The sequence below is a fragment of the Rhizobium sp. G187 genome (genome assembly GCF_051549525.1).
Lineage (GTDB): Bacteria > Pseudomonadota > Alphaproteobacteria > Rhizobiales > Rhizobiaceae > Allorhizobium.
Window position 1 is genome coordinate 385,334 of record NZ_JBPUGM010000002.1, and the last position, 23,880, is coordinate 409,213.

General features: G+C 60.8%; 24 protein-coding genes. 15 read left to right on the forward strand and 9 right to left on the reverse strand.

Annotation, left to right across the window (positions count from 1 at the left end):
• The first annotated feature begins 462 nt into the window (after window positions 1-462).
• Complete coding sequence (locus ACSV9I_RS06675) at window positions 463-1,749, forward strand: serine hydrolase (RefSeq protein WP_438328006.1); 1,287 nt, start codon at window positions 463-465, stop codon at window positions 1,747-1,749.
• 54 nt (window positions 1,750-1,803) lie between these two features.
• Here ACSV9I_RS06675 and ACSV9I_RS06680 read toward each other — a convergent pair whose 3' ends face one another.
• The 3 genes from ACSV9I_RS06680 to ACSV9I_RS06690 form a co-directional block, all read right to left on the reverse strand.
• A complete protein-coding gene (locus ACSV9I_RS06680) occupies window positions 1,804-2,220 on the reverse strand; it encodes a bleomycin resistance protein (RefSeq protein WP_438328008.1) in 417 nt (138 codons plus the stop codon).
• On the reverse strand, window positions 2,217-3,632 hold the full coding sequence (tldD, locus tag ACSV9I_RS06685; protein WP_438328009.1) for a metalloprotease TldD: 1,416 nt from the start codon (window positions 3,630-3,632) through the stop codon (window positions 2,217-2,219). The genes ACSV9I_RS06680 and tldD overlap by 4 nt, the downstream gene beginning before the upstream one ends.
• A 124-nt stretch (window positions 3,633-3,756) precedes the next feature.
• Window positions 3,757-4,287: an invasion associated locus B family protein gene (locus tag ACSV9I_RS06690; RefSeq protein ID WP_054156615.1), complete on the reverse strand. Its 531-nt coding sequence runs from the start codon at window positions 4,285-4,287 to the stop codon at window positions 3,757-3,759.
• Window positions 4,288-4,613: 326 nt separating this feature from the next.
• On the opposite strand from ACSV9I_RS06690, the gene coxB reads away from it, so the two are divergent.
• From coxB to ispH, 10 genes are all read left to right on the forward strand, one after another.
• Entirely contained in the window at window positions 4,614-5,498 is an 885-nt protein-coding gene (gene coxB / locus ACSV9I_RS06695; protein ID WP_438328533.1) for a cytochrome c oxidase subunit II, read from the forward strand.
• Between the two features lie 14 nt (window positions 5,499-5,512).
• On the forward strand, window positions 5,513-7,180 hold the full coding sequence (ctaD, locus tag ACSV9I_RS06700) for a cytochrome c oxidase subunit I (protein ID WP_054156617.1): 1,668 nt from the start codon (window positions 5,513-5,515) through the stop codon (window positions 7,178-7,180).
• A gap of 89 nt (window positions 7,181-7,269) precedes the next feature.
• Complete coding sequence (locus tag ACSV9I_RS06705; protein WP_438328011.1) at window positions 7,270-8,226, forward strand: heme o synthase; 957 nt, start codon at window positions 7,270-7,272, stop codon at window positions 8,224-8,226.
• Window positions 8,223-8,360, forward strand: a complete 138-nt coding sequence (locus tag ACSV9I_RS06710; RefSeq protein ID WP_197278302.1) for a hypothetical protein — start codon at window positions 8,223-8,225, stop codon at window positions 8,358-8,360. Before ACSV9I_RS06705 ends, ACSV9I_RS06710 begins: the two co-directional genes overlap by 4 nt.
• Window positions 8,361-8,375: 15 nt before the next feature.
• Window positions 8,376-8,984, forward strand: a complete 609-nt coding sequence (locus ACSV9I_RS06715; RefSeq protein ID WP_438328013.1) for a cytochrome c oxidase assembly protein — start codon at window positions 8,376-8,378, stop codon at window positions 8,982-8,984.
• Between the two features lie 55 nt (window positions 8,985-9,039).
• Window positions 9,040-9,918: a cytochrome c oxidase subunit 3 gene (locus tag ACSV9I_RS06720; RefSeq protein WP_438328014.1), complete on the forward strand. Its 879-nt coding sequence runs from the start codon at window positions 9,040-9,042 to the stop codon at window positions 9,916-9,918.
• Window positions 9,919-10,056: 138 nt separating this feature from the next.
• Window positions 10,057-10,443, forward strand: a complete 387-nt coding sequence (locus ACSV9I_RS06725; protein ID WP_054156620.1) for a DUF983 domain-containing protein — start codon at window positions 10,057-10,059, stop codon at window positions 10,441-10,443.
• A 4-nt stretch (window positions 10,444-10,447) separates the two neighbouring features.
• Window positions 10,448-11,188 carry an SURF1 family protein gene (locus ACSV9I_RS06730; RefSeq protein ID WP_438328015.1) on the forward strand — a complete coding sequence of 247 codons (741 nt, stop codon included), beginning with the start codon at window positions 10,448-10,450 and terminating at the stop codon, window positions 11,186-11,188.
• A gap of 69 nt (window positions 11,189-11,257) precedes the next feature.
• Window positions 11,258-11,623, forward strand: a complete 366-nt coding sequence (locus ACSV9I_RS06735; RefSeq protein WP_054156621.1) for a DUF1304 domain-containing protein — start codon at window positions 11,258-11,260, stop codon at window positions 11,621-11,623.
• A gap of 16 nt (window positions 11,624-11,639) precedes the next feature.
• Window positions 11,640-12,632, forward strand: a complete 993-nt coding sequence (ispH, locus tag ACSV9I_RS06740; protein ID WP_054156622.1) for a 4-hydroxy-3-methylbut-2-enyl diphosphate reductase — start codon at window positions 11,640-11,642, stop codon at window positions 12,630-12,632.
• Window positions 12,633-12,664: 32 nt separating this feature from the next.
• On the opposite strand, the gene ACSV9I_RS06745 is transcribed toward ispH, so the two are convergent.
• On the reverse strand, window positions 12,665-14,368 hold the full coding sequence (locus tag ACSV9I_RS06745; RefSeq protein ID WP_438328016.1) for a putative bifunctional diguanylate cyclase/phosphodiesterase: 1,704 nt from the start codon (window positions 14,366-14,368) through the stop codon (window positions 12,665-12,667).
• 298 nt (window positions 14,369-14,666) lie between these two features.
• Here ACSV9I_RS06745 and ACSV9I_RS06750 point away from each other — a divergent pair, with 298 nt between their 5' ends.
• The 3 genes from ACSV9I_RS06750 to ACSV9I_RS06760 all read left to right on the forward strand — a co-directional run bounded on the left by ACSV9I_RS06750 (window position 14,667) and on the right by ACSV9I_RS06760 (window position 16,611).
• Window positions 14,667-15,632 carry a homoserine kinase gene (locus ACSV9I_RS06750; protein WP_054156623.1) on the forward strand — a complete coding sequence of 322 codons (966 nt, stop codon included), beginning with the start codon at window positions 14,667-14,669 and terminating at the stop codon, window positions 15,630-15,632.
• On the forward strand, window positions 15,629-16,096 hold the full coding sequence (gene rnhA, locus ACSV9I_RS06755; protein ID WP_438328017.1) for a ribonuclease HI: 468 nt from the start codon (window positions 15,629-15,631) through the stop codon (window positions 16,094-16,096). Before ACSV9I_RS06750 ends, rnhA begins: the two co-directional genes overlap by 4 nt.
• 206 nt (window positions 16,097-16,302) lie before the next feature.
• Window positions 16,303-16,611 carry a Dabb family protein gene (locus tag ACSV9I_RS06760; protein WP_054156625.1) on the forward strand — a complete coding sequence of 103 codons (309 nt, stop codon included), beginning with the start codon at window positions 16,303-16,305 and terminating at the stop codon, window positions 16,609-16,611.
• A gap of 82 nt (window positions 16,612-16,693) precedes the next feature.
• On the opposite strand, the gene ACSV9I_RS06765 is transcribed toward ACSV9I_RS06760, so the two are convergent.
• Together ACSV9I_RS06765 and ACSV9I_RS06770 are read right to left on the reverse strand one after the other, a co-directional pair.
• On the reverse strand, window positions 16,694-17,179 hold the full coding sequence (locus tag ACSV9I_RS06765; RefSeq protein WP_054156626.1) for a peroxiredoxin: 486 nt from the start codon (window positions 17,177-17,179) through the stop codon (window positions 16,694-16,696).
• Between the two features lie 117 nt (window positions 17,180-17,296).
• Window positions 17,297-18,118: a protein-disulfide reductase DsbD domain-containing protein gene (locus ACSV9I_RS06770; RefSeq protein ID WP_438328019.1), complete on the reverse strand. Its 822-nt coding sequence runs from the start codon at window positions 18,116-18,118 to the stop codon at window positions 17,297-17,299.
• 185 nt (window positions 18,119-18,303) lie between these two features.
• Here ACSV9I_RS06770 and ACSV9I_RS06775 point away from each other — a divergent pair, with 185 nt between their 5' ends.
• Window positions 18,304-18,909 (forward strand): YqgE/AlgH family protein, encoded by a 606-nt coding sequence (locus ACSV9I_RS06775; RefSeq protein ID WP_054156807.1) that lies wholly within the window; start codon window positions 18,304-18,306, stop codon window positions 18,907-18,909.
• 69 nt (window positions 18,910-18,978) lie between these two features.
• Here the strand turns inward: ACSV9I_RS06775 and ACSV9I_RS06780 are convergent, their stop codons facing one another.
• The 3 genes from ACSV9I_RS06780 to ACSV9I_RS06790 are packed head-to-tail and all read right to left on the reverse strand — an operon-like array spanning window position 18,979 to window position 23,860.
• Window positions 18,979-21,861 (reverse strand): EAL domain-containing protein, encoded by a 2,883-nt coding sequence (locus ACSV9I_RS06780; RefSeq protein WP_438328020.1) that lies wholly within the window; start codon window positions 21,859-21,861, stop codon window positions 18,979-18,981.
• 26 nt (window positions 21,862-21,887) lie between these two features.
• Window positions 21,888-22,502: a GNAT family N-acetyltransferase gene (locus ACSV9I_RS06785; RefSeq protein ID WP_438328021.1), complete on the reverse strand. Its 615-nt coding sequence runs from the start codon at window positions 22,500-22,502 to the stop codon at window positions 21,888-21,890.
• Between the two features lie 59 nt (window positions 22,503-22,561).
• Window positions 22,562-23,860 carry a M16 family metallopeptidase gene (locus ACSV9I_RS06790; protein ID WP_438328023.1) on the reverse strand — a complete coding sequence of 433 codons (1,299 nt, stop codon included), beginning with the start codon at window positions 23,858-23,860 and terminating at the stop codon, window positions 22,562-22,564.
• Window positions 23,861-23,880: the final 20 nt, after the last annotated feature.

Here is a 23,880-nt window from a genome sequence, read left to right on the forward strand (position 1 = left end):
CTCCAATCATCTGGCGGATCGGATGCCTTCTGCGTGCGAGGACGTCACGCGCAGCCATGTCGAGGTCGGGGAAGCTGTCGGGAATGATGTCGCGGGTGAGGTCTGGCTCGAACAAGGTCTGTCTCCGAAAAATGGGGTGGTGGTCGGAGAAAGGACACTGCAAGCTCAAGTTCGGTTGAGGTAAAGAGGCAAAAAGGCGTTTTTCTTCACGCCACACGGGCAAAAGACCGTGGGCGACGTCGAAAATCGCTCTTGCAGTGCACAAAGGGCAGATCTCGGGTGGCGGCGTTAACCCTTTGCTAACCATGCCTGCGTCAGCCTTTGTGGACAAAATGTCATGAACCATGTCGGTCGGCCGATTGTCGCCCCATTCTTGACCTAAGCGCATTCTCGACGTGGACATGAGGCCGAGAATCGGCTGGTCCTCGCCCCTGCCGACATGAAGAGAATTCTGGAGTCGTAATGAGCAAGTTTCTGGTCGTACTGTCGTTTTGCGTGACGATCCTGTCTCTTTCGACTTCCGCCCACGCCGGCAGCGCCCAGCTTCTCCTCGATGCCCGCACAGGTGAAGTCCTCGCCTCCGAAAATCCCGACGAACTCAATCACCCCGCCTCGCTCACCAAGATGATGACCGTCTACATGGTCCTCGATGCGATCAAGGCGGGTACACTGAGCTGGGACAGCCCGGTTCCCTTTTCGAAATACGCCTCGTCCCGTCCGCCGACCAAGCTTCGCGTCAAGGAAGGCGACAGCATCACGGTCAAGGAAGCGGTGCTGGCCATGATCGTGCTCTCGGCCAATGACGTGGCAACGGCTGTCGGCGAGAAACTCGGCGGAAACGAGCGCAACTTCGCCAACATGATGACCCGCAAGGCGCGTGCGCTCGGCATGACGAACACCACGTTCTACAATGCATCGGGCCTGCCGCATGATGACCAGTTCACCACCGCGCGTGACATGTCGACCCTCGGCGTTTCGCTGATCCGGGACTTCCCCAAGGACTACGATCTCTTTTCCACCAAGAGCTTCGCCTTTCGCGGCCGCACCATCAACGGCCACAACAATCTCATGTACCGCTACAAGGGCATGGACGGGATCAAGACAGGCTACACCAATGCGTCCGGTTACAACCTTGTCAGCGCTGTCGAGGACAAGGGTCGCCGCGTGATCGGCGTCGTCATGGGCGGTCGTTCGGCTGCAAGCCGCGACAGGCTTATGGAAAAGATGATCGACGCCAACCTTGCCAAGGCGACCGCTGGCGAGGAGCTGATCGCCAGCCGCAACACCAATGTGCAGGTCGATCTGGCGCGCCTCGGCGGCGATACGCCGGCCCCAGACAGCGGCAATGCCCTGTCCGCCCTGCAGCAGCTTGCTGGCATCACTGGCAGTGTTCAGCCAAACGTGGCGGCCGCCTATGCGCCGACGGAAGCGCCTGCTGAAACCGTTGAGGCTGAGGCACCAGTCGCCCCCAAGCCGCAGCCGCAGATCGCCGCGATGAACAAGTGGCAGGTCCAGATCGCCGCCTCCGACAGCGCACAGGGCGCCATGAAAATCCTCTCTGAAGCCCGCGCCAAGATCGGCGCACCGCTCGAAAACCTCGACACCTATACCGAGATGCGCGAACTCAACGGCGTGCCTGTCTACCGCGCCCGCTTTACCGGCTTTGAAACCAAGGACAAGGCCCGCGCCGTCTGCGCCCACCTGATCCGCCAGCGTTACGACTGCGTCCTGATGCCCGCACGGGGCTGAGGGAGAACGTCCGGCCGTAGAGGTCGGGCCGCTGCACAAGGTGAGGACGGGAGCCTAGCGCCTGCTGAGATCCTCAAAACACCGCAGCAGGTAGCCATCGGGATCGGCGACGAGGAACTGCCGATTGCCGACTTCATGGTCATCCCGCCGATACCACTTCTCTTCGAGCGGCAAGCAAAGATCGATCTCGGCCGTTTCCAGGCGTGAGAGGATGGCCCCGATATCGGGGACCCGGATCTGCAGGTTGAGGCCACGGCCCAAGGGGCGCTCCAGTGGTGCGCCTGCAATCTCGAATGTGCGCCCAATTCCGATCTGGTCGATCATCAGCTGTGCATCGCCAAGCGTCAGAAAGCTGAAGCCTTCTTCGGGACGCTCATAGGCGACCTCGAAGCCTATAAGATCGCAATAGAAGGCGCGGCTCGTCCGCCAGTCGCTGACCGCGAGTTCGGGGACGAGCGCGTTTGACCTCAAGCCTTGGTGCCGCCCACGGTAATCTGGTCCATCCGCAAATGCGGTTGACCGACGCCGACGGGCACCCACTGGCCGCCTTTGCCGCAATTGCCAATCCCGGTATCGAGCTTGGAGTCATTGCCGATCATCGAGATGCGCTTCATCGCGTCAGGGCCATTGCCGATCAGCATGGCCCCCTTCACCGGCGCGCCGATCCTGCCGTTTTCGATGAGGTAAGCCTCGGTGCAGCCGAAAACGAACTTGCCGGAGGTGATGTCCACCTGACCGCCACCAAAGGAAACGGCATAAATGCCCTTTTTGACGGACGCGATGATCTCTTCCGGCGTCTTGTCGCCCGAGAGCATGTAGGTATTGGTCATGCGCGGCATGGGCTGATGCGCATAGCCCTGGCGGCGGCCGTTGCCGGTCGCCTTCATGCCCATCAGGCGGGCATTCTGTCGATCCTGCATGTAGCCGACAAGGCGACCGTTCTCGATCAGCACGTTATAGGCGGACGGCGTTCCTTCATCGTCGACGGTGATCGAGCCGCGCCGATTGTCGATCGTGCCGTCGTCAACAACGGTGACGCCGGGTGCTGCCACCATCTCGCCCATCAGGCCTGCAAAGGCCGATGTCTTCTTGCGGTTGAAGTCGCCTTCCAGCCCGTGGCCAACGGCCTCATGCAGCATGACGCCCGGCCAGCCATTGCCAAGCACGATATCCATGGTGCCAGCAGGCGCTTCCTGAGCCTCGAGATTGACCAGCGCCTGGCGCAGCGCTTCGTCCGCACCCCGCTGCCAGCTTTCCGTCGAGAGGAAATCGTCAAAGCCCTGGCGTCCGCCAATGCCATAGGAGCCGCTCTCCTGGCGGTCGCCTTCACCGGTGACGACGGAGACGTTGATCCGCGTCATCGGCCTGATGTCGCGCACCCGGTGGCCGTCGGCCCGCAGGATCTCGACGACTTGCCAGCTGGCGGCGATCGAGGCGGTCACCTGGCGTACCTTGGCATCCTTGTCGCGCAGATAGGCGTCGATTTCGGCGAGCAGCTTCACCTTCTCTTCGAAGCTCGGAGAGCCAATCGGGTTGCCGTCGCCGTAGAGTTTTGCGTTGGTCCGCTGTGGTGCGGCCGCATAGGAGCCGGAATGGCCATGCGTGACGGCACCGACGGCATCGGCGGCGCGGGAGAGGGCGGAGAGGGAAAGCTCGCCGGCATGGGCATAACCGACCGCTTCACCGGCCACCGCTCTGAGGCCGAAACCCTGGTCGGTGTTGAAGGATCCGCCCTTCAGCCGGCCATTGTCGAAGGTGAGCGATTCCGCCTGAGCGTGCTCGATATAGAGTTCGCCGTCGTCTGCTCCTTTCAGCGCATCCGCGACACGCTTCGTCAGCGTCGCTTCATCGCAATCGAAGAGGGAGAGAAGGTCCTGGGTCATGCTGATCTCCTTGGGCGTTGCCAACGCATGTAGGCTTCCAACGAAAAAGGGGCAAGTCCGATGGACCTGCCCCTGTTGATCTGTCGCTTCACGATGCGGCGAGCATCGATGACTTCTGGCCGCCTCACGGCAGTTTGTCGTAGCCTTCGGCAAAGCCTGCGAGCTCGATCGGAATGCCGACGCGGTCCTGGTCGGCCGATTCGCGCAGCGCAAAGACCGCCGCCTTGCCGGCGCGCAGGATCTTCATCAACTCGTCGTCGATCTCGACCTCAACATAACAGCCCTCGGAGAAGCAGCGGGTGAAATAGGCCCGGCCGATATTGTTGCCGTCGACGAACAGCTCCATGCCATCCTTCAAAAGCACGCCGAGCGGCGCGAGGATACGCAGGATGCGGGCCTTCCGGTCGGCGGTCTTCAGCACGACGACAGAGAGGCCGACTTCCGGCCGGTCGTCGGCGATGACGTTCTGCATCAGCGCGCACTGCTCGGTCGATGCCCCGGCCGGCTGGTCGCAGATGACGGACCATGCCCCATGGTTGGAGCGGACGGAGCCCGGCTGCTGTGGTGTTTGCTGCGCCTGTGCGGCCACGGACAGCCCACCGATCAGGACGGCACCTGCGGTCAGGGTGGTCCAGGCAAGTCGTGGAAGACCCATGTATACCTCTGGAAAACGAATCATCCCGCGCATTCTTGGCGTCGGGGTAGGGAATTGGGAAGCCCCGGGCCTGTATTAAGAGTGACTACGGCATAATTGGGACTGGATTTCCCACGCAAGGCCGCGATCCGGCACGGCTGCTGTCATCTGGGCTCTGAAAACCACAGCGGTTCCCACAGGCATTTGATCAAGCGCAAAAATGCCGCACCAGCTTTCGTTCGGGCGTATTGCGAATGCGGCCAATCTATGATTTGAAACGGCGACACTAGCATGATTTATGCGCTATGGTTTGATGTGGATCAAGCGCTTGTGGGAGACCAACCGTGATGAAGAGAACCTATGCAGCCCTGGCCGCGCTGGCCTGTCTGCTTTTCGCTTCTGTCAGCTTCGCCGATCAGCCGAAGCCGTGGCAGATGGGTTTGCAGGAAGCCGCAACTCCGGTCATGGAGATGAACCGTTGGTTTGAGCAGTACACGCTCTGGTTCATCGTTCCGATCACCATTTTCGTCCTGATTCTGTTGATTCTTGTCGTTGTGAAGTTCCGCGCCAGCGCCAATCCGGTGCCGTCGAAGACCAGCCACAACACGGCAATCGAGATCGCATGGACGGTTATCCCGGTCCTTATGCTGTTTGCCATCGCCATTCCGTCCTTCAACCTGCTGACCTATCAGCTGAAGCTGCCGGAAAACCCTGATCTGACGATCAAGGCAACGGCAACCCAGTGGCTCTGGTCTTATGAATATGAAGGCGAGCAGGCCGTGTCCTTCGACAGCTACATGCTGAAGGATGCCGACCGTGCAGCCGCTGGCAAGGAAGATGTCGCCCGTTATCCGCGCCTGCTGGCCGTCGATAACGAAGTGGTCGTGCCGGTTGGCAAGAATGTCCGCATGCTGGTTACCGCCGCTCCGACCGACGTCATCCACGCCTTCGCCATGCCGGCCTTCGGTGTCAAGATCGATGCGATCCCGGGTCGTCTGAACGAAACCTGGTTCCGCGCAGATCGTGAAGGTCTCTACTACGGACAGTGTTCGGAGTTGTGCGGCAAGGACCATGCGTTCATGCCGATCGCCATCCGCGTTGTCTCGGAAGCGCAGTACACTGCCTGGGTTCAGGCGGCGGCGTCTGACCTTCCTGGCGCCAACCGCGCTCTGATGGCTGCTGTCGACGGCGCACCTGCGACCGTCCAGACGGCCGAAAACATCACGAACTGAGAGGAGTGAGGACAATGGCTGGTTCTGTTGCCCACGACGACCATGCGCACGACGCGCATCACGATCACAAGCCTGGTTTCTTTGCGCGCTGGTTCCTGTCGACCAACCACAAGGATATCGGCACGCTTTACCTGATCTTCGCGATCATCGCCGGTATCATCGGTGCTGCTCTGTCGGTCGCCATGCGCGCCGAACTGCAGGATCCGGGCATCCAGATCTTCCACGGTCTGGCCCAGATGGTTTACGGCTTTGAAGGCGATGCTGCCATCGATGGCGGCAAGCACATGTACAACGTGTTCACCACGGCGCACGCGCTCGTCATGATCTTCTTCATGGTCATGCCCGCGCTGATCGGCGGTTTTGCCAACTGGATGATCCCGATCATGATCGGCGCTCCGGACATGGCTTTCCCGCGCCTCAACAACATCTCCTTCTGGCTGATCGTCCCGGCCTTCCTGCTTCTGATCCTCTCGATGTTCGTCGAAGGTCCGGCAGGGGCTTACGGTGTTGGTGGTGGCTGGACGCTCTATCCGCCGCTCGCAACCTCAGGCCAGCCTGGTCCGGCGGTTGACCTTGCGATCTTTGCGCTCCACGTTTCCGGTGCGTCCTCGATCCTCGGTGCGATCAACTTTATCACCACGATCCTGAACATGCGCGCGCCTGGCATGACGCTGCACAAGATGCCGCTCTTTGCCTGGGCTGTTCTGGTCACTGCCTTCCTGCTTCTGCTGTCGCTCCCGGTTCTCGCCGGCGGCATCACCATGCTGCTCACCGACCGCAACTTCGGCACGACCTTCTTCTCGCCTGAAGGCGGTGGTGACCCGGTTCTCTACCAGCACCTGTTCTGGTTCTTCGGTCACCCGGAAGTCTACATCCTGATCCTGCCCGGGTTCGGCATCGTCAGCCACATCGTGTCGACCTTCTCCAAGAAGCCGGTCTTCGGCTACCTCGGCATGGCCTATGCCATGGTCGGCATCGGCGCCGTCGGCTTCGTCGTCTGGGCTCACCACATGTACACGGTTGGCCTGTCGCTTTCGGCCCAGCGTTACTTCCTCTTCGCTACCATGGTCATCGCGGTGCCGACCGGCATCAAGATCTTCTCCTGGATCGCGACGATGTGGGGTGGTTCGCTGACCTTCAAGACCCCGATGGTCTGGGCAATCGGCTTCATCTTCCTGTTCACCGTCGGTGGCGTGACGGGCGTACAGCTCGCCAATGCCGGCCTCGACCGCTCGCTGCATGACACCTATTACGTCGTGGCCCACTTCCACTACGTTCTGTCGCTCGGCGCCGTCTTCGCGATCTTCGCTGGCTGGTACTACTGGTTCCCGAAGATCACCGGCTACATGTACTCGGAATTCGTCGGCAAGCTGCACTTCTGGGTCATGTTCATCGGCGTCAACCTGGTGTTCTTCCCGCAGCACTTCCTCGGCCTCGCCGGCATGCCGCGCCGTTACATCGACTATCCGGATGCCTATGCCGGCTGGAACTATGTCTCGTCGATCGGTTCCTACATCTCGGCCTTCGCGGTTCTCGTCTTCCTCTTCGGCGTCTTCGAAGCCTTCGCCAAGAAGCGCGTCGCTGGCGACAACCCCTGGGGTGAAGGTGCAACCACGCTGGAATGGCAGCTGTCTTCGCCGCCGCCGTACCACCAGTGGGAACAGCTGCCGAAGATCAAGTGATCTGAGGCCAGACCACTAAACTATGCGGGCACCGCGGTCCTTGTGATCGCGGTGCCCGAAAGACCAAACGGAAGACGGAAAACAACAGCATGACGGTCATTGATAATCGCGACGTTTTCGGCATCGAGGGCGATGTGCGCCTGTCCGAAGCCGGCCCGCGCGATTTCTTCGCGCTCCTGAAGCCGCGTGTCATGTCGCTCGTCGTCTTCACCGCCTTTGCCGGTCTCATCCTGGCTCCAGGCACCATCAACCCGTTTCTCGGCGCGATTGCCATTCTCTGCATCGCCGTCGGCGCTGGCGCATCCGGTGCGCTGAACATGTGGTATGACGCCGATATCGATGCGATCATGACCCGCACGGCAACCCGCCCTGTGCCCGCCGGCCGTATCACGCCCACCGAGGCGCTTGCCTTCGGTCTCATCCTGTCGGTCTTTTCCGTTGTCATTCTCGGCCTTGCAGTCAACTGGTTTGCCGCAGGCCTGCTCGCATTCACGATCTTCTTCTACGCCGTCGTCTACACGATGTGGCTGAAGCGCTCGACCCCGCAGAACATCGTCATCGGTGGTGCGGCCGGCGCTTTCCCGCCCATGGTTGGCTGGGCCTGCGTGACGGGTGGCGTGTCGCTCGACAGCGTCATTCTCTTCATGATCATCTTCCTCTGGACGCCGGCGCATTTCTGGGCGCTGGCCCTGTTCAAGATGAAGGATTACGGCTCGGTCGGTGTGCCGATGATGCCGAATGTTGCGGGTATTCCGTCGACCAAACGCCAGATTGCCGTCTATGCCGTCCTGACCGCCGTGACCGGCGTTCTGCCGACGTTCACAGGTCTGGCCTCGATCGGTTATGGCGTTGTCGCGGGCCTGCTCGGCGCGGTCTTCGTCCACTGTTCCATCGCCGTCTGGCGCATGGCCGACGGCGACGAGAAGATGGTGCCGGCCAAGAAGCTGTTTGCCTATTCGATCTTCTATCTCTTCGCGATCTTCTCGGCCTTGATGGTCGACTTTTACCTCGCGCCGTTCATCGGCACGATCGGAGGTGCTGCATGATGGATACTGTGCAACTGACCGACAAGCAGCGTAAGTCGCGCCGTGGGCGCAACATCGCGCTCGGTGTTGTGCTCGCTGCTCTTGTCGTCATTTTCTACGTCGTGACGATCATCAAGATCGGCAGTGTCGGCTGAGAAGGAGACCGGATCGTGATCCAATCAAAGGACAATGACCGCAACGCAGGCCGCCGAAATATCGGCGTTGCGGCTGCCTGCGTCTTTTTTGTCGGCGGCATGGTCGGCATGAGCTATGCTGCCGTGCCGCTCTATCGTCTGTTCTGCCAGGTCACCGGTTATGGCGGCACCACGCAGCGCGTCGAACAAATGTCCGATGTGGTTCTCGATCGGACGATCAACGTCACCTTTGACGCGAACGTGTCTTCCGGCCTGAACTGGGACTTCAAGGCGATCGACAAGGACGTAACGCCAAAGATTGGCGAAACAGTCCAGATCCGCTACGAGGCGAAGAACAATTCCTCCGTGCCGGTTACGGGCGAGGCGATTTTCAACGTCACGCCGGGCGAGGCCGGGGCCTATTTCAACAAGGTCCAGTGCTTCTGCTTCACCAAGACCACGTTGCAGCCGGGCGAAACGCTGGAAATGCCGGTTGTTTTCTTCGTCGACCCTGCGATCGTCGATGCGGATGAAACCAAGGACATCGGGACGATCACCTTGTCCTATACATTCTATCCCCGCGAGGACGAGGCCCCGGTGGCAGCCCTTGCGGTCGAGAAAGACAAAGTACAGCCGAAACTGTGAGAGGGTTCCGGTTCTCCGGAACTCGTAATGAAATTGACATTCGGGGATTGCTGAAATGGCCGAAGCGCACCAGAAAAACCACGACTACCACATCATCGATCCAAGCCCGTGGCCGCTTCTGGCCTCGATCGGCGCCTTCGTGCTTACCTTCGGCGGCGTGGGTTACATGCGCTACCTGAATGGCGGCTCGTTCAAGCTGTTCGGTCTTGAACTGGCTCATCCGTGGCTGTTCTTCATCGGCCTCGCAATCGTGCTCTTCACCATGTTCGCCTGGTGGGCCGATACGATCAAGGAAGCCCATCAGGGTCACCACACCCGCGTTGTATCGCTGCATCTGCGCTACGGCATGATCATGTTCATCGCTTCTGAAGTGATGTTCTTCGTCGCCTGGTTCTGGGCCTTCTTTGACGCCAGCCTGTTTGCCAATGAGGCGATCCAGGCAAGCCGCGTCGAGTTCACCGGCGGTCAGTGGCCCCCGGTTGGCATCGAGGTCGTCGATCCCTGGCACCTGCCGATCTACAACACCGTCATCCTGCTGCTGTCGGGCACCTGTGTCACCTGGGCGCACCACGCCATGCTGCACAATGACCGCAAGGGCCTGGTTTCCGGGCTCGTGCTGACGGTTCTGCTCGGGATCCTGTTCTCCTTCGTCCAGGCTTACGAGTACATGCACTCGCCGTTCGACTTCAAGAATTCGATCTACGGCGCAACCTTCTTCATGGCGACCGGCTTCCACGGCTTCCACGTTCTGGTCGGCACGATCTTCCTGATTGTCTGCCTGTTCCGGGCGCTTGCCGGCCACTTCACCCCGCAGCAGCATTTCGGCTTCGAAGCTGCCGCCTGGTACTGGCACTTCGTTGACGTCGTCTGGCTGTTCCTCTTCTTCGCCATCTACATCTGGGGCGATTGGGGTGCACCGCTGCACGCCGGCTGATCGGCGGACGAACAAGATCCTGAAGGGCGGCGAAAGCCGCCCTTTTTCGTCGCAGCCTGCGACGATCCGACCCTAGGACCAAGCGGCGCTTTGCTCTAAGGCTTCGCCACACTCTCCGTGTATGAGGATCCATCAGACATGACCGAAGACAGCGCACAATTTCCGCCCACCGATCCGGTGAAGACCGCGCTTTCGGCATCTTGCCCACGATGCGGCCATGGCAAGCTTTTTGACGGGCTGACCAAGCCTAAAGCGCGTTGCGCATCCTGCGGCTTCGATTTCTCCTGGATCGACGCCGGCGACGGACCGGCGATCTTTGTCATTCTCCTTGCCGACCTGCTCGTCGTCGGTTTCGCCCTCTGGGTGGAGCTCAACTATCAACCCTCCGTCTGGCTCCACATTCTCGTCTTCGCACCCCTGGGCGTGGGCTTTACCCTGTGGTTGATGCGCTTCCTGAAGGCGCTGTTGATCGCGCTCCAATACAAGCACAATGCCTCTCAAGGGGTGATCGACCGTGATCGGTGATGGCATGAGAAAACCGACGCGGCGCAGCCGTGGCTGGCGCTTCTGGGCAGCCCTTGTCTTTGTGCCGGTGGCGCTGGTCATTCTTCTGTCGCTCGGGACATGGCAGGTCAACCGTCTCTACTGGAAGGAAAGCCTGCTGGCGCAGATCGAAGAGCGGCGTTCGGCACCGCCCGCCGCACTCGCGGAGATCGAGAGCCTTCTCGCCACTGGCGCCGATGTGGATTACCGGCACGCGACAGCCGAAGGTGTATTCCTGAACGACAAGGAGCGGCACTTCCTTGCGACGTTCCAGGGACAGTCTGGCTTTTACATCTACACGCCGCTTCAGCTCGCCGATGGCCGTTACCTCTTCGTCAACCGGGGCTTTGTCCCCTATGACCGCAAGGCACCGGAAACGCGCCCCGGCAGCCAGCCTGAGGGTCCCCAGACGATTGTCGGCCTTGCGCGTGCGCGACTGGCTGACAAGCCGTCGTCTCTGGTGCCTGACAATGACGAGAAGGCAAATATCTTCTACTGGAAGGATCTGGATCGCATGGCGGCATCTGTCGGTCTGGCGCCGGATCGTGTGCTTCCTTTCTTCCTGGACGCCGATTCAACGCCGAATGCTGCAGGAATGCCGGTCGGCGGCGTCACCCAGATCGACTTGCCGAACAGTCACCTGCAATATGCAATCACCTGGTATGGACTTGCCTTTGCGCTCGTCGCAGTTTCGCTGGCGGGACTTTTTCGCCGCAAATCGCAATAGTGGAGACGGGGATAATCGGCTAAACACCCACGGACAGCATTCACATATGCCGCGCCAAGGGAAAACTGCATGTCCTATCTCGCCTCGACACTGGTGGCACTCGTGGCCCTCGAGCACGTCTATATCCTCGTGCTCGAAATGTTCCTCTGGACCACGCCGACCGGCCGCCGCGCCTTCGGCATGAAGCCGGAACAGGCCGAGGCGACCAAGGTGCTGGCCGCCAACCAGGGCCTCTACAACGGCTTCCTCGCCGCGGGCCTGACCTGGGGTCTGCTGCATCCGGATCTTCCCACCGGCAGTCAAATTCAGTTGTTTTTCCTTGGCTGCGTGCTGGTCGCCGGCCTATATGGAGGTGCAACGGCCTCGCGGAAGATCTTCGTCATTCAGGCGCTTCCCGCAGCCCTTGCCTTATCCGCTGTCCTGATCGCTGGCTGACCCGATGACCTTGCATATGAACCGTCCCCCTCTGACGATCCGCCTCTGCGGCCCGCGCGGCTTTTGCGCAGGTGTCGATCGCGCCATCCAGATCGTCGTTCTGGCGCTCAAGCGTTACGGCGCGCCGGTCTATGTGCGCCATGAGATCGTGCACAACAGGTATGTGGTCGAGGGGTTGGAGGCCAAGGGCGCGATCTTTGTCGAAGAGCTGAACGAGATCCCGGCCGAACACCGCGAGCAACCGGTGGTCTTTTCCGCCCATGGCGTGCCGAAATCCGTGCCGGAAGATGCGACGAACCGCAATCTCTTTTATCTCGATGCCACTTGCCCGCTGGTCTCCAAGGTCCATAAGCAGGCCATGCGTCACCAGCGCCTTGGCCGCCATGTAATCCTGATCGGCCATGCCGGTCATCCGGAAGTGATCGGCACCATGGGCCAGCTGCCGGAAGGCTCCGTCTCGCTGGTCGAGACTGTCGAGGACGCGGAAGCCTATCAGCCCGTCGATCCTGACAATCTTGGCTTCGTTACCCAGACGACACTCTCGGTGGATGATACGGCCGGTGTCATCGCCAAGCTCAACGAGCGCTTTCCCAATCTCACCGCACCCTCGGCCGACAGCATCTGTTACGCCACGACCAACCGCCAGGAAGCGGTGAAGCATGCCGCGCCCGGCTGTGATCTCTTCATCGTCGTCGGCGCGCCGAATTCGTCGAACTCCAAGCGCCTCGTCGAGGTAGCGCTGAGGGCAGGGGCCACCCGCTCCATGCTGGTCCAGCGGGCCTCCGAGATCGACTGGACGGATCTCGGCGAGATCGCCACGCTCGGCATCTCCGCTGGGGCCTCAGCCCCGGAAGTCATTGTCGACGAGATCATTGAGGCGTTCCGCGAGCGCTACGACGCCAAGGTCGAACTGGCGATCACGGCAGAGGAGAACGAGCACTTCCTCGTCAATCGCGAACTGCGCGATGTGGAACTGACGCGCGCCGACATGGCCTGGGTCAACGGCTGACGTTCTTCTGCTTGCGAGCCTGCGAGCCTTTATCAGGTGCCGGTTGAGCGGAGGTCGTCGGTCGGGGTCTGCGCTTTTGCAAGAAGCGCCATGGCGTCCCGCTCGCACATCGGACGGCCGTAGAGATAGCCTTGACCCTGCGTACATCCCATTTCCAGGAGAACCGCCTCCTGGGCCTCCGTTTCGATGCCTTCGGCCACGGTGCTGAGCCCCATTTCGTGGCTCATGGCAACCAGCGCTCGTGTGATTGCGGCATCGGAGGGTCGAGTCTGGATATCGCTGATGAAAGCACGATCGATCTTGAGCGTGGTCAGGGGATAGCGCTGAAGAGAACTCAGCGAGGCATAACCCGTGCCGAAGTCATCAAAGGCCACGCCCACACCTGCGTCGCGCATGGCGTTGAGCGTCTGCAGGCTGGCTTCGTCATTGTTGAGGGTCACCTCTTCGGTGACCTCGAGTTCCAGCCATTCGGGTGCGATCCCATGCCGCTGAACCGCTGCAATCACCCTGTCTCTCAGATTATGTGCCCGAAACTGCGTTGGAAAGAGGTTGACCGCAATCTTGAGGTTTGCGCCTTTGGCATTGACCTTCGCAGCCATTCGGCAAGCCTCGTCGATCGTCCACCAGCCGATTTCCGCCGAAAGCGAACTCTGCTCAAGCGAAGGCAGGAACATGCTCGGCTGCAAAAGACCGCGCTCCGGATGGTTCCAGCGGATCAGGGCTTCAAAACCCAGGATCCGCCGCGAAGCTAACTCGACCAGCGGCTGATAATAGAGTTCAAGCTCGCCATGGCGAAGGGCCAGCCGCAATTCGTCCCGCGTCTCGCGCTTGACCTGGCTTTCCCTGCGCATCGACTGGTCGAACATGCGGAAGGTGCGTCCGCCATCGGCCTTGGCGCGATATAGCGCGAAGTCGGCAGAGGCCAGCAATTCCTCGGCCTCGACCCCATGTCGCGGCGCGATCGCGACGCCAAGACTTGTGCTGAGTTCCAGTTCCAGCCCGCCAAGGCTGAAGGGTTTGCTGAAGGCCGTGAGGATCTTTGTGGCTTCAATGCGCCCCTCGGCGACATTGCCGGTACCGGCAAAAAGGATCGCGAATTCGTCCCCGCCGAGACGCCCGATCAAGGCATGTTCGCCAAGCAGATAGGGAAGGCGAACGCCGACGGCCTGCAGCAGGCTGTCGCCGACAATGTGCCCATGCATGTCGTTGACATCCTTGAAACCGTCCAGATCCATCAAGACGAGCGTACAGGGAATGCCAGCAGTAAGCTTCTGGGCAAGGCAGCTCATGAATTCATGCCGGTTCTGCAGGCCGGTCAACGTGTCATGCGAGGCAAGCCGCATGAGGCGTGTATCCCGCTGGCGTCGCTCGGAAATATCCCGGATTGTGGCCCCAGCCCAGAAGCCGTAGGGATCCTGCCATGTCGACAGCGTGATTTCGATCGGAAACTCCGTACCGTCGCTTTTCAGTGCGAAGACTTCTACGGACTTGCCGCCGAGGCCAGGTTTGGCGCCGCCGGCAACATTTTCCATGCCGGCGGTGTGCGCGCCACGCATGCGTTCTGGAATGATCATGGTGATCGGTCGCCCGAGGAGCTGCTCGATCGTGTAACCGAACATCTCGCAGAAGGCCGGATTGGCAAACCGGATGTCGCCATCGCGATCGGTCACGATCAGCGCAAGGTGCATCGCTGCAGCGAAGTCCTTAGCTATATGAGCGGTCCGTGGGCTATCCATGCCGTCACATCCAGTATGGTCATGTTGATCCACTCTATACGCCTAAAATTAGGGAAGCGTAAAATTCTCTTACAGATAGACGGGGCCGGATGCACTTGTCGAGATGCGGGGCAAAGTTAAACCGGTTGTGCGACGAACGCGCGCAGCGTCTGCATGCGTGTGCCACGCGTTCTCCGTTTGCTGTGTCCCCGTTTGCTGTGTCCCCATTTCCTGTGTCCCATGTCGAGCAAGGGCTGGCACCGGCTGCCCACCCGTTATATGCCTTCACCATCCCCGAAGCGGCACGGAACCTCACGCTGTGGCAGTTTACACCGATATCAACGAAGTCGACCTCAAGGCCTTTCTCGCCGAGTATGATGCAGGCGAGCTCCTGTCCTACAAGGGCATCGCGGAAGGCGTGGAGAATTCCAATTTCCTGCTTCACACGTCCAAGGCGCCGCTGATCCTGACGCTTTATGAAAAGCGGGTCGAGAAATCGGATCTGCCGTTTTTCCTCGGGCTGATGCATCACCTCTCGGAGCGCGGGCTGACTTGCCCGCTGCCCCTGCCGCGTCATGATGGTCAGTTGCTTGGCGAACTCTCCGGCCGTCCGGCAGCGTTGATCTCCTTCCTAGAAGGTATGTGGTTGCGAAAGCCCGAGGCGCAACACTGCCGCGAAGTGGGGGCTGCTCTCGCCAAGATGCATATCGCCGGTGAGGGCTTCACACTCACCCGCCCCAACGCACTCTCGCTCGAGGGGTGGCAGACCCTCTGGGCCAAGTCTGAAGCGCGCGCCGACGAGGTGGAGGAGGGGCTTGAGGCCGAGATCGGCGCCGAGCTTGATTTCCTCGCCACCCATTGGCCGAAGGATTTGCCGTCCGGCGTCATCCACGCCGATCTCTTCCCCGACAATGTCTTCTTCCTCGGCGATCGCCTGTCGGGTCTCATCGACTTCTATTTCGCCTGCAACGACCTCTTGGTCTACGACCTGTCGATCTGCCTGAACTCCTGGTGCTTCGAAAAGGATGGCGCCTACAACATTACCAAGGGCAAGGCGATGATCGAGGGTTATCTCTCGGTGCGGCCACTGTCTGGCGATGAAATCGAGGCGCTGCCCATTCTCTGCCGCGGTTCGGCGCTACGCTTCTTCCTCACCCGTCTCTATGACTGGCTGACCACGCCGGCGGGTGCGCTGGTGGTGAAGAAGGACCCGCTCGAATACCTGAAAAAGCTGCGCTTCCATCGCGCCGTCACCAATGCCTCGGAATACGGACTGATTTCATGAAACATGTCGATATCTTCACCGACGGTGCCTGTTCGGGCAATCCCGGGCCCGGCGGCTGGGGTGCGGTGCTTCGCTACGGGGAGGCCGAAAAGGAACTGAACGGCGGCGAGGCGGATACGACCAACAACCGCATGGAGCTCCTGGCCGCCATCAGCGCGCTGAACGCCCTGAAGGACCCATGCGACGTCGATCTCTACACCGACAGCAAATACGTCATGGACGGCATATCCAAGTGGATCTTCGGCTGGAAGAAAAACGGCTGGAAGACTGCCGACAAGAAGCCGGTGAAGAACGGCGAACTCTGGCAGGCGCTTGACGCCGCCAATCAGCGCCACACGGTCAAGTGGCACTGGGTCAAGGGCCATGCCGGCCATCCGGAAAATGAACGCGCCGACGAGCTTGCCCGCAAGGGCATGGAGCCATTCAAGAAATCCGGTTTCCCGAAGTCGCTCCTGGTGAAGTGAAGATCTTGCCTTCGAACAGCATCGGCAATCTTTGCCTGCCACGGACGTAGCTGGATGAATGTCCGTATGAGCGGTCCTTTTCGATCCCGGCAGACATAACCGATGCGCGTTTCAAGACCTTCACCGGTCACGTCACCCATCGGCCCGCCCTTGCCCTTTGCCCCATTCTCCCTATGCTCCGGCAAAACACAAACCGGGAGACTTCCATGATCCAGCACTGCGTGTTCCTGCGCTTCAAGTCGGCCGTTCAGGAGGCCGAGAAGCAGGCGATCTATGCCGCGATCGCTGCCTTGAAGGACGTGGTGCCGGGCATGCTGCAGGTGAAGGCGGGAGCCAATGTCTCGCCGGAAGGCTTGAGCGGCGGCTACAATGACGGCTTCATCGTCACCTTCGAGGACGAGATGGTCCGCGATTATTATCTCAAGCATCCGAAACATGTCGAAGTCGGTGAGCGCATTGTCGGGGCAACGGATGGCGGTCTGGCCGGCATCCTGGTCTTCGACCTCGCCTGCTGAGGTTTGCTTGCGGGCCTCGCCCCAATGAAAAGGCCGCCCGCAGAGCGGACGGCCTCATCGGTTTCAAGACGGATACAGTCGATCAGAGCTGCTCGATCATGGTCGCAGCCGAGGATACGGTGGCCTGGCCCGGGTTTTCCTCGATGTTCAGGCTCTTCACCACGCCATCCTCAACCAGCATCGAATAGCGCTTCGAGCGCACGCCGAGCGCGCCGGCAGACAGGTCCATGTCAAGGCCGAGCGCCTTGGTGAACGAGGCATCCCAGTCGGCGAGGAAGTGGATCTTGCCCATACCGCCGGAATGCTGTGCCCAGGCGCCCATAACATGCCAGTCATTGACCGAGACGACCGCAATGTCGTCGACGCCGCGCGCCATGAGCGCATCGCGGTTTTCGAGATAGCCAGGCAGATGGTTCAGCGTGCAGGTTGGGGTGAAGGCGCCGGGAACGGCGAAAAGTACGACCTTTTTGCCCGCAAACAGCTGCTCGGTTGTAATCTCGGCTGCGCCGTCGGCCGTCTTTTCCTTGAAGGTCGCCTGGGGCAGCTTGTCGCCGATTGCAATGGTCATGAAAATCGTCCCTCGTTCCGGTTGGGATGCCGGTTATGCCGGTCATCGGATCGTGGGCGAATATAGAAGGCGGCTCCTTAAAGGCAAGGCGGTCGAGGACAAGCCCGCCGGGGCAAGTCACTCAAGGGTTAGTGTTGTTTCCATGGCCCGCTCGCCAGCAACGACCAGCAGGTCCCAGGTCTTGCCCGAGGGTTTGTAATTCTTCGGCAGTTTGCGGATCGGAATGGACAACTGCGTGTCCCCTGTGGCCGTCGTGGTGAATGTGCCCTTGACGAAGACGAAGCCGCTCGGCCCGCGGAGGAAGAAGCTTGGCGGGGTCGCGGATGGTGGGATGGTGAGCGTCACGTCGAACTGCTTCAGATCGGGCTGCAGCACATGCTGTTTGACCGAAAACTCGGGGGAGGGCGCTTGCGGCAATTTTCTCCGCGCATCGGCAATCAGCGCTTGCTCCTCCGCGCTGGTGGCTGCATTGACCGCAGGCGCGACAGTGAGATCGGCTTGAAACGGTATGCAGATATTGAGGCACACGCCGATAAAGGCATGAAGCGTCACCGGCATGTCTGCCGTGCTCCCGGACAGTGTGAGCGGCAGGACCACCGGTGCGTCATAGCCCACATCGCGGATATCGCCTGCATCGAGCAGTTTCGGCACTGGAAAAGCGATATGCTCAACCGCATAGGGCGCCCCCGGAGGCACCGTCAGCGAGGGCGGAATGCCGACATCGCCTGGCTCCTTCCAATAGGTAACCCAGCCGGGCTGAGGCTCGATCACCAGCGCGCCCTGACGGTCGCCGCTTTCGTCGGGAGCAAGCAGGATCAGCCGCATGCGGCCGCCTTCGTTCACCGCCCAGTCACTGCTGGCGGCACTGGCCGAACTGACAAGGCCACAGAGACCGAGGACGAAAACGGCGAGACGGAATGTGATGCGCGAGACGATCATGGACCTGCCGATACCGGTTGAACCGCAATGGCTCTAGAAGATTGTCCCTGCCTTTGCCAGTCAAGCTCGCGCGGGTCACATCATTTTGGGTTGATCGCAACGGGCTTCTGCCCCATGTTTCATATTCAGACCACATTCAACCACGCAGCAAGCCGGTTGCCGAATGGCACACCAAGGAGGCAGGCATGGCACCGTCGTCGAAAATGGAACTGACGGAACGGGGATTTCTCGACGGCCATTTGCTGATCGCGATGCCCGGCGTGACGAGTGGCGATTTCGCCCGCTCCGTCGTGTATATCTGCGCCCATTCGGATGCCGGCGCCATGGGCTTCATCATCAACCGCCCGCAACCGGTCACCTTCGCCGATCTTTTGCTGCATCTGGAACTCATCGACCGCAATGATGCGATCATGCTGCCGGATCACGCCCGCCATTTCCCGATCCAGTGCGGCGGCCCGGTCGATCAGAGCCGCGGCTTTGTCCTGCATTCCGACGACTATCTCTCCGACAGCTCCATTCCCGTCAGCGACGATATCTCGCTGACAGCCACGCTCGACATCGTGCGCGCCATTTCCGACGGCCGCGGACCGCGCCACGCCACGATGATGCTCGGTTATGCGGGCTGGGGGCCAGGCCAGCTCGAACAGGAGATTGCCCGCAACGGCTGGCTCCATTGCGCCGCCACCGAAGACCTGATCTTCGATCGCTTCCTCGACGACAAATATGACCGAGCGCTTGCCATGATGGGCATCAACCCCGCCATGCTATCGATGGATGTGGGGCACGCGTAAGGCCGCGTCGCACTCGCTTGCGGCCTTGGCCTGCACATTGCTTTCCAGCGCATGTGAGGGGTTGAAACCTCACGCCCGCTTCATCAGCGGAAAGCGTTCCTTCAGCAGCCGCAACACGGACTCGGCGCCCAGCGGTGGGCCGAACAGGTAGCTCTGGCCGAATTCACAGCCCATCATCGCAAGGTCGGCCGCGTCCTGATCGGACTGGATGCCCTCAGCCACCACCTGCATGTCGAGCCCGCGTGCCATGGAAACGACGGAGCGCAAGAGCACCGAGCGCTTGTCGGACTGGTCGCAGACCAGCGCCTTGTCGAGCTTGATCGTGTCAAAGGGGAAGCGGGTGAGGTAGGAGAGCGAGGAATAGCCCGTGCCAAAATCGTCGAGCGCCAGGCTGATGCCTGTCGCCTTCAGTTTCTCCAGCATCAGGCGTGCCTGTTCCGGGTTCTCCATGACCACCGTTTCCGTCAGTTCCAGCTTGATCCGGCTCGGATCGCACTGGGTCTTGGTCAGCATCGCACGAACGTCATTGTAGAGTTCGCTGGAAATCAGCTGGGCCGAAGAGAGATTGACCGAAACGAAGATCGGCAGTTCGCCGGTCTGGCGCTCCCAGTCCATCAGGTCGGTCGAGGCGCGTTCGAGGGCGAACATGCCAAGCGGACCGATCAGGTCGGTCATTTCAGCAATCGGGATGAATTCGAGCGGCGGGATATTGCCGCGCTTTGGGTGATCCCAGCGCATCAGCGCCTCGAAGCCGGCAATCTCGCCATTGCCGAGACGCACGATCGGCTGATAGGCGACCGAGAGCTCCTTGCGCTCGATGGCGCGGCGCAGATCCGTTTCCAGCTGCAGCCGGTCGGTGCTGACGGTTCGGAAAGCCGGGCGGAAAGGCTCGACGCGATTGCCCCCGGCACGCTTGGCCCGGTACATGGCAAGCTCCGCATCGGCCAGCAGGCTGGACGCGCTTTCCTGCTGGTCGATCCAAGAAACAAGACCGATCGAGGCGGTGAGTTCAATCTCGCGATTGGCGAAGTTGATCGGCACCATGATCGCCTTGGATATCGCATCGGCAAAATCGGCGATCTTGGCCGGGTCGCGCTCCGAGACGAGGATCAGGCCGAATTCGTCTCCGGAAAGACGCGCCAGCGTATCCTGCGGCTTCAGGAGACGGCGCAGGCGGCGGGTGATGGCGATCAGGATATTGTCGCCAGCCGCGATCCCGAGCGAGTCATTGATCGTCTTGTAGCGATCGATATCGATCGCAAGCACGGTCGGGCGCACGGCCTCGGTGCTGCCGGCAATCGACAGGATGGCCTGCAGCCGATCGAGGAAAACCTCGCGGTTGGGCAGGCCGGTCAGGTTGTCATGCATGGCATCGGCCAGCAGCCGGTCGATCGAATTGCGCTGCTCGGTGACGTCGATGATCGTGCCGACGCAGCGGATGACCTCGCCATTCGACCCCAGCACGGGCCGCGCCCGGATCTTTAGCCAGTGATAGTGACCGTCTTCGGCGCGAATCCGGAATTCATGGCTGAGCCGACCCTTTCTGTGCTCCAGAAGCACGTCGAGCGTCGCGCGGAAGCGGTCGCGGTCATCGGGATGCAGACGCGGCAGCCAATTGCGTGCAGCGCCGTGCATGGTGCCAGGCGACAGGCCAAGGCGCATGGAAATGTCAGGGCTCGTCACCATCCGGTCGCGGGCCACGTCCCAGTCCCAGACGGTATCGCCGGAGCCGGTCAGCGCCAGCGACTGGCGCTCGAGGTCGGAAAACAGGCCCTGCTGATAGGCGCCGCCGGCAAAGGCGTGCTGCATGACGGTAAAGCCGATCAGGAGAACGATCAGAACAAGGCCGCCGCCCAGCGCCGGCTGGACGATATCGTTGTCGAGCTGGCCCGTCACCGTCAGCCATCCGGCAAACAGCCAGACCAGGATCAGCGCCCAGGTCGGCACAAGAAGCACGGCGCGGTCATAGCGGTTGATGCCGAGATAGATGATGAGACCGATACCGGCCACGCCGGTCAGCGCAAAGGAGACGCGGGCAATACCGGCGGCGATCGAGGGATCGAAGACGGCGACCCCGAACAGAACGGCAAGGCCGAGCACCCAGGCAAGCGTCGCATAGCCGAGATGCACATGCCAGCGATTGAGGTTGAGATAGGTAAAGAGGAAGATCACCAGCGAGGAGGCAAGCGCCACTTCAGCCCCCGCACGCCAGACCCTTATATCGCTCGCCGTCAGCGAAATCAGCTTTTCGAGGAAGCCGAAGTCGACGCAGATATAGGCAAGCACGGCCCAGGCAAGGGCCGCCGCCGCCGGCAGCATCGATGTGCCTTTGACGACAAAGAGGATGGTGAGAAAGACCGCGAGCAGGCCGGCAATGCCGAGCACGATGCCCCGATAAAGCGTAAAGGCGTTGACCGTATCCTTGTAGGCGTCCGGCTCCCACAGATAGATCTGCGGCAGTTCCGGTGTCGCAAGTTCGGCGACGAAGGTGATCACCGTGCCCGGATTGAGCGTGATGCGGAAGACGTCGGCATCCGCGCTTGCTACGCGGTCGAGCGCAAAGCCTTCCGACGGCGTGATCGCCATGATGCGCTGCGAGCCGAGATCGGGCCAGAACATCTTCGAGCCGGAGAGGCGGAAATGCGGCGCAACGATCACGCGTTCCAGCTGTTCTTCAGAGACATTGGCGAGCGCAAAGACAGCCCAGTCACCTTGATGCTCGGGCGTGCTGGAACGCACCTCGATGCGGCGACGAATGCCATCGGCGCCGGCCGCAGTCGAAACCTGGAAGGCCTCGCCCTGGTTGGTGTAGATTTCGGTGGTGCCGGTCAGGTCGAGCGCGTTGTCGTCACGGGCGATCTTCACCGGCTCTACGGCCTGCGCCATCGTCGCGGTCAGCCAGAAGACGAGTGCCATCAGGCCGGATAGCGCGTGAGTGTAAAGACGTGGCATCCGGTATCCTGTGTTTCGCAAGCTTTTCATCCGCCCGACTTGCCTTTGCGTGACGAGGGGCTTTCGCTCAGCCTGGAAAACAGCAGATGGTCGCGCCATTCTCCGTTGATCTTGAGATATTCCCGCAAGAGACCTTCCTGCTCGAAACCTGTCTTTTCCAATAGGCGCAGGCTGTTGACGTTGTCCGGAATACAGGCTGCTTCGATCCGGTGCAACTCGAGCACCTTGAACATATAGGGTATTGCCAGCTCAAGTGCGGCAAACATGTGGCCTTTGCCCGCATGGCACTCGCCCATCCAATATCCGATCATGCAGCTTTGCGCCGCCCCACGCCGGATCAGGCCGATCGTCAATCCGCCGAGAAGGTCATCGGTCTCAGTCTGGAACAGGAAAAACGGCACGGCCATGCCGGTGATGAATTCCTGTTCGTTGCGGATCACGCGCTGGCGAAAGGCGCGCTCGGTCATGTCTTCGGCACGCCAGGTCGGCTCCCAGGGCTGCAGAAAGGCGCGGCTCTCCCGGCGCAGTTTGTGCCACTGATCGAAGTCACGAAAACGGGGAAGTCTGAGCGTCACCTGACGCCCAGATAGAACCGGTGGCTCCGGCTGCCGCGACAGAAACCGAAAGACCGAGCGCGTCATCGTCTATCCCCGTGGACGCCGGCGGAAATATCCACCGGCCAAACTTGAGTGCGGCAGGTTCAGCCTGCGACCTTGCGGCTTCCCGGCGATGTCGTCGATAGCTGGCCGGCGATTTCGTCAAGCGACACCAACTGGTCAACCGGGCCGATGGCCGACAGCGTCGGTGCGGTGTCGAAGAACAACCGTCCGGCAAGGTCGGTCAGGCGCTCGGTGGTAATTCCGGCAAGGCGCTCCATCATTTCCTGGTTCGGAATGGTCCGGCCATAGAGCATCATCTGGCGGGCGATCTGGCCGGCACGTGCGGCCGGGCTTTCCTGGCCCATCAGAAGCTGCGCCCGGATCTGGGCACGCGAGCGCTCGATTTCCTGCTGGTCGATCGATTGCGACGCTTTGCGCAGCTCCTCGATGATCACAGGCACGAGTTCCGGCAGATTGTCGCCGCCGGTCGCGGCATGGATGCCGAAGATGCCGGTGTCGGAAAAGCCCCAATGGAAGGCATAGACCGAATAGCAAAGGCCGCGGATCTCGCGCACTTCCTGGAACAGACGGGACGACATGCCGCCGCCCAGAATATTGGCCAGGATCTGCGAACAGTAGAAGTCACGCATGTGATAGGCCTTGCCCTCGAAACCGAGCAGGACCTGGGTGTCCATGAGGTCGCGTTCTTCACGCGCTTCACCGCCGGTATAGCGGGCAACGTCCATGACGGGCGGCGCGGACGGCTGTGTCGGCAGCGAGGCAAACCGCTCTTCGACCTGTTTGACGAAGGCGTCATGGTCCACTGCGCCGGCCGCCACGACAAACATGCGGTCCGTGGTGTAATTGCGCGAAAGATAGCCGCGGATCTGGTCGCTGGTGAAGGAGTTCACCGTCTCCGGCGTGCCGAGAATGCTGCGCCCGATCGTCTGGTTCTGGAAGGCCCGTTCGGAAAAGCGGTCAAAGACGACATCGTCAGGCATGTCGTCGGCAGCACCTATCTCCTGCAGGATGACATGCTTTTCGCGCGCCAGTTCCTCTTCATCGAAGACGGAATCCGTCAGGATGTCGGTGAGGATGTCGACGGCCAGCGGTACGTCGTCTTTGAGCACGCGGGCGTAGTAGGAGGTCGTTTCGGTCGAGGTCGCAGCATTCAGTTCGCCCCCGACATTCTCTATTTCCTCGGCAATCTGACGGGCAGAGCGTCGGCTGGTCCCCTTGAAGGCCATATGCTCGAGCAGATGCGCGATGCCATGCTCGCTCTCCGTCTCGTTGCGTGACCCGGACTTGATCCATGTTCCCAATGCCACACTTTCAAGATGCGGCATGTTTTCTGTAACGACAGTCAAACCCGAGGGTAGCCGGGTGCACTCAACACTCATGGTCCGTCTTTCTGCGCTTC